The organism is Lonepinella sp. MS14435 (assembly GCF_042485795.1).
In the GTDB taxonomy this organism is placed as follows: Bacteria; Pseudomonadota; Gammaproteobacteria; order Enterobacterales; family Pasteurellaceae; genus Lonepinella.
The window spans coordinates 2,072,158-2,083,096 of the sequence record NZ_CP169368.1 but is presented as its reverse complement, the minus strand read 5'-3'; the positions used below and the strand labels follow the sequence as shown (position 1 = coordinate 2,083,096).

The window sequence follows — 10,939 nt, the reverse complement described above, 5'->3', positions numbered from 1 at the left end:
TTCTTATGTACCCTAAACTGAAAGGAATATATAAAAAATGCAAATTTTACACCGCACTTTCAAACTCTCAATGATTGCAGGTCTTGTGGCAATTCTTACCGCCTGTAATGCAACTGTTGATGCCGAACAGGCAAGCTCGGTAAACACGCCTGTACAATTTGATCAGGTGAAAGCAGGTCAAAGCCAAATGGAAATCAAACAATGGTGGCAAAACTGGAATGACCCTGAACTTTCCCGTTTAATCGAAAAAGGCTTAAGCCAGAATCTTGATATTGCCCTTGCTCAAGCTCGCTTAAACGAAGCCAGAGCCAACTATGACTACGCAGAAGCCGACAAAGGTATAAACGTAAGCGGTAATGCTTCCACTGGCGGTGGTATAAGTCGAATGAAAATGGGTAATTCATCGGCGGATACGTCTGGTTCAGGCAATATTTACGGCGGAGTATCCGCATCATGGGAATTGGACTTCTTCGGCAAGAAAAAATCCGATGCTGATGCGGCTCACAGCCTGACACTGGCTCAACAGGAACAGCTTTATGCGGCACAGATGCTAGTAGCAAGCGAAATTGCTAACAACTACTTCCAAATCTACGCTTTGGATCTTCAGGCAAACTTAATCAACCAAGCGATCAAAGAATTACAATCACTGGAAAACTATGTGAAAGGACGCTTTAACACGGGCGGTGCAACGGCTTATGAAGTAACGGAAATTTCCACTCAAATTACGGCTCAACAAGCACGTCTGGCAACACTTAAAGCACAAGCCGACCAAGCACAACGTAATATCGCAGTGCTGACGGGTGATACGCCACAAGGTTTCCGCATTGTCAAGTCAGGCAACCCGCTTGCTCGTATTCCTGCCGTACCTAACGGCGTGTTGCCAAGTGATGTAATCAGTAATCGTCCTGATTTACGCACCGCTCAACATAACGTAGATGCCTACGCAGCTAAACTGGCAAGTGCCAAAGCAGATCTCTACCCGAGATTTAACATCAGCTTTATGGGGGACGGTGGTTACGTCAAGCTCGACAACGATCTATCCAACATCTCAGGCATATTAGGCATGGTCAGTGCGGGCGTACAACTGCCGATTTTCACCAACGGACGCTTGGAAGCCAACATTGATGCCGCCGATGCACGTTTAAAATCAGCGGTGATCCAATACGACCAAACCTTATTAACGGCATTACAAGAAGTGGATAACACTTATCAAATGAGCGGTGCATTGAAAAAGCAAACGGCATTAAATCAAAAAGCAGTAAACCTTGCCAAAAAACAGGCTCAAGATGCACAAACCTTATTCCAGCACGGCAACAAGACCTTAGATGTCGCCATCCGTGCCAGAGTAACGACATTAAACAACCAAGAAGCAGTGGTACAATCGCAACTGGCTCAGGCTCAAAATTGGGTCGGGTTGTATAAGGCGTTAGGTGGCGGTTGGAGATAATCCCACTAGAAACTTGATCTATTGACATTCTCCCCATCCTTTAGAATGGGGAGAATGTAACCATAAAAGTGCAGCTTCAAAGTGATAGTTAAAGCACAATAAACTTAATTGCTTTGAGAGAGTTGGCGAGTCTAATAATTTTTGTAGATATTTACTTATTTCATGTTTACCAGTGATGATATCCATAATGATAACCAATAGACGGCATTAAGATCACTGGCGTGGTTGTTCTTGAACTGACTTTAGGTTGGTTATCACTGGCATTCATTGGCATATTTACTGGTGTATTCTGTTTCACTTTTTGATTATCAGGAACGGTATTGCCACTATAGATCTTAGCATTGTAAGTATCCACAGATTTCATATCTAAAGGGGCTTGTGGTTGTCCTACTTGTGGATGAGAAGTACAAGCGGTTAATAATATGCTGGTTAAGATAAAGACTAATTTGTTCATTTTTTACGTCCTTTTTTAGGGGTGTTACAAATTACATTAGACAATATAGTAGAGCGATCCTTTATATTTTGCTGGGCAGTTTCTTGTCCATGTTTAGCATCTTGTTCTTTTAAATGTTTAGATATTTTGGGATCTTTAATATTAAACACAGAAGCATATTGCAGTTTTTCAAGGTGTCCTCGATAATCTACTACACCACCTGAAATATTGGAATAGTATTCTTCTTGTGATTTATCTTTGACATAATAAGTTGCTGAATCAGTAATTTCTACACCATTATCAAGATAACCGTAACAGATTCCACCACCGTGTTCGAAAACAGTATGTATTTTTCTGTCTTCGTTGATAGTAAATACTTCAAGTTCGGTACTTCGAGCTAGTTCATTGACATCTTTTAGATCTTGTAAATCTTTTAAATCTATTTTTTGTGAGTTATCTTTACTCACATAGCTCTGTTCAGGGGTTTGGTTTAATTTTTTAATATCAGTATTATTTTCAGAAAAATGAATAGAAACTGATTCAGCAAGTGTATTTAGACTTGTTAAACTCAACAATATAGCAATGGCGTACTTCATTAGTAATAATTTCCTTCTGTTGGTTAGAATCAACATAAGTGTTTGTTTATCCCATAGAATTATTTATTTCATAAAGTTCTAAAGGGAGATTATCAGGATCACGAAAAAAAGTAAAACGTTTTTGCGTTGATTCATCTATTCTAATCGGCTCACATTCAATATGAAATTGTTTCAAATAATTCACCGCACTTTCCATATTTTGTACTTTAAAAGCAAGATGACGCAAACCACAAGGTTCATACGTAGATGGACGTGTAGGGGGAGATGGAAAAGAAAATAATTCTATGTAATTACCGTCTGAAAAAGTCAAATCTAATTTATAACTTTGTCGTTCAGCACGATAAATCTCAGTTAATATCTTTGCACCAAGTATATTAACGTAAAAATTTTTTGATTTTTCATAATCTGAAGCAATTATCGCAACATGATGAATACCTAGTATTGGTAACATACAAACTCCTTATTAATAGAAAATCTGCTACGATTATATCTTTTTTTTCTAAATAAAGGAAATTTTGTCTGATGTTTTCAATAAATGGCACGCCCTAAAGGATTCGAACCTTTGACCCACGCCTTAGAAGGGCGTTGCTCTATCCAGCTGAGCTAAGGGCGCATTGCAGAGGATATTAAAAATAAAGTGGTCGGCGAGATAGGATTTGAACCTACGACCCACTGGTCCCAAACCAGTTGCGCTACCAAGCTGCGCTACTCGCCGATGAAGTGGTAAGTATTATAAGTGGCTGTAGATTTCCGTCAATCATTTTTTTACTTTTTCGGTTTAATTGATTAAATTTATCCCAAAATAGAATTCTATTCGCATTTTTTGTGATTTTCTGACAAAATAGCAACCGTTTTCTTCTATTTCTAATACGGGTAAGACTATGACGGCAAAATTGATTTCTGGTACGGAGCTGGCAAAAAAAATTAAATCTGATGTGGCACAAAAGATTGCAGAGTATGTAGCTCAGGGTAAACGTTCCCCTTGTTTAGCAGTGATTTTAGTGGGTGCCGATCCCGCATCACAGGTTTATGTTGGGAGTAAGCGTAAAAGCTGTGCGGAAATTGGTATTCAGTCAAAGTCCTATGATTTGCCCGAAACAACGAGTGAAACAGAATTATTAAATTTGATTGATGAACTTAATCAAGATCAAACAGTGGACGGGATTTTAGTACAGTTGCCGTTACCTAAACAAATTGATAGTAGTAAGGTAATTGAACGTATTTCACCAACTAAAGATGTGGACGGCTTTCATCCGTATAATGTAGGGCGGTTGTGTCAACGTATTCCAACTTTGCGAGCCTGTACCCCTTATGGCGTGATGAAATTATTAGAAACCACAGGAGTAGATTTATATGGTCAGCATGCAGTGGTTGTGGGAGCATCAAATATTGTGGGTCGTCCTATGGCATTAGAATTATTGCTGGCTGGTTGCACCGTGACAGTAACCCATCGTTTCACTAAGGATTTGGAGCATCATGTTCGTCAGGCGGATATCTTAGTGGTTGCCGTGGGTAAACCTGAATTTATCCCAGCAGAATGGATTAAACAGGGTGCTATTGTGATTGACGTGGGGATTAATCGTGGTTCTGATGGTAAATTAATAGGTGATGTTGCACAAAGTGCGGTGGAAAAAGCAGGATTTTTAACACCAGTTCCAGGGGGGGTAGGTCCAATGACGGTGGCAATGTTAATGTTTAATACCTTATCAGCCTACGAATCTCATTAAATTACTTTCATGATAAAAAAGCTCTCAATATCAATGAGAGCTTTTTTCTTTCTATATAGTAGAGTAGAGAATTAACGAATAACGATTTCAGCTACCGCCACACCAACTAAACAAGCTACAACTACACCGATTAAACCTGGCATCATAAAGCTATGATTAAAGTAGTATTTGCCGATTTTAGTTGTCCCCGTTACATCAAAGTTTACAGTGGCAATATCTGACGGATAATTTGGAATAAAGAAGTAAGCATAAGTGGCTGGCATTAAGCCGACTAATAATGCTGGTGGAATACCTAAACCAATACCCACAGGCAACATCATCACCGCAGTAGCTGCTTGGCTATTGATTACCACAGATACCGCAAACAGTGCAAGGGCAAATGTCCATGGATAGGTTTGTACCATTGCGGTAATACCTGCTTTAAATTCTGGCATCGCATATTGGAAGTAAGTATCACTCATCCATGCAATCCCGAAAATCGCAATCGCAGCCACCATACCTGATTTAAATACCACGCCATTTGGTACAATTTGTGGATTCGTTTTGGTAAGTAAAAGAATCAGACCACCGAAACATAGCATCATCATTTGAATAATTAAGTTCATTGAAATAGCTTTCTTAGCATCACCAATGGTGCGAACTTCAGGGAACATAGCAATGACCACAATAACGATTAACGCAAGCAAGAATAAATAAACAGATTGTTTTGCTGCTATAGGTAGCTCATCGTTTAATGTCGTACTTGTTGTGTTTAGAATACGTTCACGCCAGATAGGATCTTGCAAACGGCGTTGATATTCTGGATCATCTTCCAATTCTTTACCCCGACGCATACTGTATAAAGCCAATGCAATAGTACCTGCAAAGGTTGCTGGCACAGTAACACAAATAATGTCTAACAAGGTAATATGTTCAAATCCTTGTAAACCTGTGATTTGACCGAGGTAGAATACCACGGCGGCTGATAATGGACTTGAAGTAATGGCTAATTGCGATGCAACCGAAGAGGCTGCCATTGGACGTTCAGGACGGATTTTATTTTTTAACGCCACATCACCGATAATTGGCATAATAGAGTAAACAGAATGTCCTGTACCTAACATAAACGTCATCAAATAGGTGACGATAGGTCCAAGTAAGGTGACACGTTTAGGATTACTACGTAATACCCGTTCGGCAATTTGAAGCATAAATTTCAATCCACCAGCCGCTTCAAGTATCGAAGCACAGGTGACGACAGCCAAAATAATTAACATTACGTCAATAGGTGCTTTACCTACGGGCATACGGAAAACAAAGACTTCAATGGCTAAACCAATACCAGACACGACCCCTAAACCGATACCGCCGTAGCGACTACCTGTATAGAGCATTAATAACAGAAATAAAAATTCTAAATAAAGCATAAAATACCTTCGTAGAGTGAGTGATGAGGAGATGTGTGAATAATATCTTTTTATAGAAAAAATACAATAATTAGCTTAATTTTTTTGTATTTATTACACAAAAGATTTATCTAAATCAAAAAAGCTAAATGAGGGGAACCCAAATAAGGTATTTATCGGCAAATATTGGCAGAAAGGTTATCAAGCTGTTGCCAAATATCTGCACTAAAATCTAATTTTGAGGCACGTTCAAGATCAGCCAGTTGTTGAATGATCAAATAAAGTTTAGCATAGGTTAAACGTTGAAAAGCAGTAGTGTAAAAAGCACGACGATTTTGCCAAACTTTTAAGCGATCAAATCCTTCACGCAGTTGTGCTGTTGGTAAAGGTTGGTTTAAAGAGCTAATTGGTTGTTGTGGTTTGGAAAGTTCTAATAATATGATTAATTCACGTTGCAAGGTGCGTAATAAAATAATGGGTTGTACATCTTCCCCTTGTAATCCTTGCAGAATACGTCTAGCTCGAGAAAATTTTCCTTCAAGTAGAGCATCAATCCATTGGAATGGGGTGAAAACAGAAGATTGTTCTACAACTTTTTGTACGCGAGTAAAAGTTAATTTACGATCGCTATGCAGTAAAGCTAATAGTTCTAATGTTTGCTTTAACGCGATTAAGTTATTTTCATGGCTATAGCAAAGTAATTGAATGGCATTCTGCTCGGCAGTAAATTGCATGTGTTTAATACGCTGTGAAACCCAGCGAGGAAGCTGTTCTACACTAGGTGTTTGACAGTTTACAAGTATTAAGTGCGGTTCAAATTCTTGTGATTTTTTCACCCAACTTTGTTTTTCAGCGGTTTTGGGAAATTTAGGAATTTGCAAGATAAATAACAGATCTTCATTTAATAGACTGATTAGCTCGGTTAATTTAGTTTGTAAAGGGGCGGTTAAATTCTCAGGTAAAATCAGATTAATGACTTGTCGATTGAAAAAAAGTCCCATTGACTGACAACGTTCAAATAATGCTTGCCAATCCGTATTCGTGTCTATTTGAATTGCAAATTTTTCATCAAAACCCTGTTCCGTTGCTTTGCGAAAAATTAAATCTTGGCTTTCACTGAGTAAAAGGGGATCCTGCCCCACTAAATAATAAATACTCGCTAAACGGCTGTTTAGCGAGGTATTTAATTGTTCGGGAAAGATGCGATTCATACTTATTTAGACAATTATTTTGTTTGCACTTGTAATTGTAAAGCTACCATTTTCGAGATCAATTTACGAGCAACTTGCTCTCGCATATCACTCCAAATCATTTCACGTTCAGAAGATTTTGCTAAGGCAGCTCGTGAATTATCAAAGAAAGTTCGGCTCACTTTAGCTGAAATAGGGTAGGCTTCTTTGTTTGGTAACTGCACAGTCGCATCGACTTGCAACATCAACATTTTTTCTGCCTCACGTCCTTGTTTAAACACAGACGCAACTTCGTCATCGGTGCTGACTTTGGTAATGCGTAACACTGGTACATCTTTTTGTTCCACTAAAGTGATATTGTTGGCAATTAACTGTTTACGCATTGCCATTGACATATCACTGTAAGGATCGCTACTCTCGAATTTTAAAGTATGCAATTCTTGTGGAATCAATTCACCATTTTGAAAGTGAAATCCGCATGCAGTTAGTAGCGTGATACTAAGCATTAAAAATGCAGTTTTAATTTGTTTTAACATCTGTTTAACCTTTACAAATAATATTAAATAAAATACTGGCTTTTTCTCTGATATTTTCCACCGCAACGCCTTTACCATGCTTTTGCTCATCTTGTTTCATTTGCTCTTGCATTTTAGCATCATTACCAGTAAAGCTCGCATTATAGCCTATTTCTTGCGGTGCTTGCTTACTTTGTAAATTAACTTCAATTAATGCGGTGTAAAAATCCGTAAAACTATTTTCAGGGTAATAGTTGGTAGTCATCAATAAATTTACCCCATTTTTACCGTTGAAATCCTTGCAAATGTTATTTTTAGCTGAGAATTTGGCATGGCTTAAACGAAAATTACCGAACTCATAGAAATCAAAAGATTTTGCCTTAGCAAGTTTATCAACATCTTCTTTTCTATGCGGATTTAGAGAATCTCCGTTAATGTTGAAAATCGTTGCCATACCATTGCCATTACCATTAATCAGTACGGATAAATAACCTAATTGTGTGAGTTTATCACCTGATTTTCTCGTGGCATGACCTTGAAATACCGTTAAATCACGTTTTTCCAAAGGTTTATCCATTTCATATACGCTTGTTTCTTCTACAAAAGAAACCGCTTTAGTTTCACCATCAATATCTTTGTATGGTCGCCAATTAGGTTCTTCAGTTCCTGTAGCACAGCCTAAAAGTGCGGTGGAAATTAAAGTAATTGCAAATAATCTTTTGATACTCATAATGCCTCCCAATCTATTATTTATTGGCAATAGTATAATCACCTACTAGCTTACTTCGCCACAAAACTAAACAATTTGCCTGGTACATAAATGGTTTTCACCACGTTTAAGCCGTCCAAGAATTTTTGCACGTTTTCGTCAGCTAATGCCACCGCTTTGATGTCATCTTCTGCCATATCCGCAGGCACAGTGATTTTGGCACGCACTTTGCCGTTCACTTGCACCACCACTAATTTTTCATCTTCGATCATCGCATTTTCATCTGCTACCACCCAAGGGGCGAAATCAATAGCGTTTTCATTGCCTAAATCTTGCCATAATTGGAAACAAATATGTGGTGTAATTGGGTAAAGCATACGTACTACAGCATTTAAGGCTTCCGCCATTACTGCACGATCTTGCTCGCTGTCTAACGGTGCTTTAGTCAATTTATTCATCAACTCCATGACCGCCGCAATCGCCGTGTTAAAGGTTTGGCGGCGACCAATATCATCGCTGACTTTAGCAATGGTTTTATGCACATCACGGCGTAAGGCTTTTTGCGTTCCAGAAAGTGCGGTAATTTCCACCGCAGTTTTGGCTGGATTTTTGTTATATTCAAACACCAAATTCCACAAACGGCGTAAGAAACGGTTTGCTCCCTCTACACCTGACTCTTGCCATTCTAGCGTCATTTCTGCAGGGGAGGCGAACATCATAAATAGGCGAACGGTGTCTGCCCCGTATTTGTCCACCATTTCTTGCGGATCAATGCCGTTATTTTTGGATTTCGACATTTTGGTCATACCGCTATGCACTAACTCGTGACCCTCATCATCAATGGCTTTGACAATACGCCCTTTTTCATCACGTTCAAGGGTAACTTTAGTCGGGCTGACCCAAATTCGCTCATTGCTAGGGCTGGTGTAATAGAATGCGTCTGCTAATACCATTCCTTGACAAAGCAATTTTTGTGCTGGCTCATCAGAACTGACCAAACCTGCATCACGCAATAATTTATGGAAGAAACGGAAATACAGCAAGTGCATGGTAGCGTGTTCAATGCCACCGATATATTGATCCACTGGCAACCAATAATTGGCTTCGTCTGAGTCCAACATCGCCCCGTGGCTTTGTGGACTAGTATAGCGTGCATAATACCAAGAGGATTCCATAAAGGTGTCAAACGTATCGGTTTCTTTTAATGCAGGTTGCCCGTTAAAGCTAGTTTTTGCCCAGTTTGGATCAGCTTTGATTGGACTTTTCACGCCGTCCATCACCACATCTTCTGGCAACACAATCGGCAAATCTTGTAATGGAGCTGGCACCACATCGCCATTTTCCAACGTCAACATTGGAATTGGCGCCCCCCAATAACGCTGACGAGAAACGCCCCAGTCACGCAAACGATAGTTTACTTGACGTTTACCTACCCCCAATTTTTCTAATTTATCCGCAATGCCGTTGAATGCTGTATCAAACTCTAAACCATTAAATTCATCAGAATTAACGAGTTTGCCATGTTCGGTAAACGCCACTTTGCTTAAATCGATTTCTTCACCGTTAGCAGGCTCAATCACTTGCTGAATTGGCAAACCATATTTCGTGGCAAATTCAAAGTCACGCTGATCGTGAGCAGGCACCGCCATTACCGCCCCCGTGCCGTAGTGCATTAACACAAAGTTCGCTACCCAAATTGGCACTGGTTTGCCCGTAATCGGGTGAATGGCATTTAAACCCGTTGCCATGCCTTTTTTCTCCATGGTAGCAAGTTCTGCTTCTGCTACTTTGGCATTTTTACATTCTTGAATAAACGCCGCCAATTCAGGATTATTTTGTGCTGCACGTTCCGCCAACGGATGCCCCGCCGCTACAGCCATATAAGACACCCCGTAGAATGTATCTGGGCGGGTAGTGTAAACAGAAACTGTTTCATCAGAATTTTCGATCTTAAAGGTGATTTCCACCCCCTCTGAACGCCCAATCCAGTTGCGTTGCATGGTTTTCACCATATCAGGCCATTGTGGGAGCGTTTCTAATCCGCCTAATAACTGCTCGGCATAATCGGTAATTTTAATAAACCATTGCGGAATTTCTTTTTGTTCCACAGGGGTATCACAACGCCAGCAACAACCCTCGTGAACTTGCTCATTCGCCAACACGGTTTCATCATTCGGACACCAGTTTACGGTAGAGGTTTTTTTATACACTAAGCCTTTTTTATACAACTCAGTAAAGAACCATTGTTCCCATTTGTAATATTCAGGACGGCAAGTGGTGACTTCCCGATCCCAGTCAAAACCAAAGCCCAAATTTTTGAGCTGATTTTTCATATACTCAATATTTTCGTAGGTCCATTTGGCTGGAGCCGTTTTATTTTTCACCGCCGCCCCTTCCGCTGGCAACCCGAATGCGTCCCACCCCATTGGTTGCAATACATTCTTACCGTTCATGCGTTGATAACGAGATACCACATCGCCAATGGTATAATTACGCACGTGTCCCATGTGTAAACGCCCTGATGGATACGGGAACATAGAAAGACAGTAATATTTTTCTTTGCTTGGATCTTTCACTGCTTTAAATGTTTTATGGTCAGCCCAATATTTTTGCACTTCGCTTTCAATCAAATCTGGACGATATTGTTCTTGCATAGTTTTACCTTAAAATTTCTTAAAAAAGCACCGCACTTTTTACGGCATTGTTTTGATTTGGAAAATGGGTAATAGAATAGCGGAAAACGGGGAAAATGAACAGAAAAAAAGTGCGGTGAAAAAATCAAAAGTTTCTGATTTCTCACCGCACTCTATTGTAACCTAAACGGGGTCCCCGTCTTTGCCGCCTGAAAATGATTTAATTTGTAGGAAAATGGCGTCTGTTTGAGCGTAGCGAGTTTAGCCATTTTCCGTTAAGCAAATTAAATCGTTTTCAGGAAAC

The 10,939-nt window shown here is 39.7% G+C and carries 10 protein-coding genes and 2 tRNA genes; 2 read left to right on the top strand and 10 right to left on the bottom strand.

Annotation, left to right across the window (positions count from 1 at the left end):
* Nucleotides 1–37: 37 nt before the first annotated feature.
* Nucleotides 38–1,447 (top strand): efflux transporter outer membrane subunit, encoded by a 1,410-nt coding sequence (locus O1Q80_RS09875; protein WP_386694802.1) that lies wholly within the window; start codon nucleotides 38–40, stop codon nucleotides 1,445–1,447.
* Nucleotides 1,448–1,613: 166 nt separating this feature from the next.
* On the opposite strand, the gene O1Q80_RS09870 is transcribed toward O1Q80_RS09875, so the two are convergent.
* From O1Q80_RS09870 to O1Q80_RS09850, 5 genes are all read right to left on the bottom strand, one after another.
* Entirely contained in the window at nucleotides 1,614–1,901 is a 288-nt protein-coding gene (locus tag O1Q80_RS09870; protein WP_386694801.1) for a hypothetical protein, read from the bottom strand.
* On the bottom strand, nucleotides 1,898–2,476 hold the full coding sequence (locus O1Q80_RS09865; RefSeq protein ID WP_386694800.1) for a hypothetical protein: 579 nt from the start codon (nucleotides 2,474–2,476) through the stop codon (nucleotides 1,898–1,900). The genes O1Q80_RS09870 and O1Q80_RS09865 overlap by 4 nt, the downstream gene beginning before the upstream one ends.
* 46 nt (nucleotides 2,477–2,522) lie before the next feature.
* Nucleotides 2,523–2,927, bottom strand: a complete 405-nt coding sequence (locus O1Q80_RS09860) for a VOC family protein (protein WP_386694799.1) — start codon at nucleotides 2,925–2,927, stop codon at nucleotides 2,523–2,525.
* An 85-nt stretch (nucleotides 2,928–3,012) separates the two neighbouring features.
* Nucleotides 3,013–3,089, bottom strand: a tRNA-Arg gene (locus O1Q80_RS09855).
* Nucleotides 3,090–3,114: 25 nt separating this feature from the next.
* Nucleotides 3,115–3,191, bottom strand: a tRNA-Pro gene (locus O1Q80_RS09850).
* A gap of 166 nt (nucleotides 3,192–3,357) precedes the next feature.
* Here O1Q80_RS09850 and folD point away from each other — a divergent pair.
* Nucleotides 3,358–4,203, top strand: coding sequence for a bifunctional methylenetetrahydrofolate dehydrogenase/methenyltetrahydrofolate cyclohydrolase FolD (gene folD / locus O1Q80_RS09845; RefSeq protein ID WP_386694798.1), 846 nt, complete (start codon nucleotides 3,358–3,360; stop codon nucleotides 4,201–4,203).
* A 71-nt stretch (nucleotides 4,204–4,274) separates the two neighbouring features.
* On the opposite strand, the gene O1Q80_RS09840 is transcribed toward folD, so the two are convergent.
* The 5 genes from O1Q80_RS09840 to leuS all read right to left on the bottom strand — a co-directional run bounded on the left by O1Q80_RS09840 (nucleotide 4,275) and on the right by leuS (nucleotide 10,656).
* Nucleotides 4,275–5,609, bottom strand: a complete 1,335-nt coding sequence (locus O1Q80_RS09840; protein ID WP_386694796.1) for an anaerobic C4-dicarboxylate transporter — start codon at nucleotides 5,607–5,609, stop codon at nucleotides 4,275–4,277.
* A gap of 152 nt (nucleotides 5,610–5,761) precedes the next feature.
* The gene (holA, locus tag O1Q80_RS09835; RefSeq protein ID WP_386694795.1) at nucleotides 5,762–6,799 is read right to left on the bottom strand and encodes a DNA polymerase III subunit delta; all 1,038 of its coding nucleotides are present in this window, start codon (nucleotides 6,797–6,799) and stop codon (nucleotides 5,762–5,764) included.
* Between the two features lie 14 nt (nucleotides 6,800–6,813).
* A complete protein-coding gene (lptE, locus tag O1Q80_RS09830; protein WP_386694794.1) occupies nucleotides 6,814–7,314 on the bottom strand; it encodes an LPS assembly lipoprotein LptE in 501 nt (166 codons plus the stop codon).
* Between the two features lie 4 nt (nucleotides 7,315–7,318).
* Nucleotides 7,319–8,023, bottom strand: a complete 705-nt coding sequence (locus O1Q80_RS09825; protein ID WP_386694792.1) for a hypothetical protein — start codon at nucleotides 8,021–8,023, stop codon at nucleotides 7,319–7,321.
* 50 nt (nucleotides 8,024–8,073) lie between these two features.
* Complete coding sequence (leuS, locus tag O1Q80_RS09820; RefSeq protein WP_386694790.1) at nucleotides 8,074–10,656, bottom strand: leucine--tRNA ligase; 2,583 nt, start codon at nucleotides 10,654–10,656, stop codon at nucleotides 8,074–8,076.
* Between the last annotated feature and the right edge of the window lie 283 nt (nucleotides 10,657–10,939).

Bases quoted from the DNA above. Each gene is read 5' to 3' on its own strand.
- O1Q80_RS09875 (WP_386694802.1), top strand. From the start codon at position 38: ATGCAAATTTTACACCGCACTTTCAAACTCTCAATGATTGCAGGTCTT.
- O1Q80_RS09870 (WP_386694801.1), bottom strand. From the start codon at position 1,901: ATGAACAAATTAGTCTTTATCTTAACCAGCATATTATTAACCGCTTGT.
- O1Q80_RS09865 (WP_386694800.1), bottom strand. From the start codon at position 2,476: ATGAAGTACGCCATTGCTATATTGTTGAGTTTAACAAGTCTAAATACA.
- O1Q80_RS09860 (WP_386694799.1), bottom strand. From the start codon at position 2,927: ATGTTACCAATACTAGGTATTCATCATGTTGCGATAATTGCTTCAGAT.
- folD (WP_386694798.1), top strand. From the start codon at position 3,358: ATGACGGCAAAATTGATTTCTGGTACGGAGCTGGCAAAAAAAATTAAA.
- O1Q80_RS09840 (WP_386694796.1), bottom strand. From the start codon at position 5,609: ATGCTTTATTTAGAATTTTTATTTCTGTTATTAATGCTCTATACAGGT.
- holA (WP_386694795.1), bottom strand. From the start codon at position 6,799: ATGAATCGCATCTTTCCCGAACAATTAAATACCTCGCTAAACAGCCGT.
- lptE (WP_386694794.1), bottom strand. From the start codon at position 7,314: ATGTTAAAACAAATTAAAACTGCATTTTTAATGCTTAGTATCACGCTA.
- O1Q80_RS09825 (WP_386694792.1), bottom strand. From the start codon at position 8,023: ATGAGTATCAAAAGATTATTTGCAATTACTTTAATTTCCACCGCACTT.
- leuS (WP_386694790.1), bottom strand. From the start codon at position 10,656: ATGCAAGAACAATATCGTCCAGATTTGATTGAAAGCGAAGTGCAAAAA.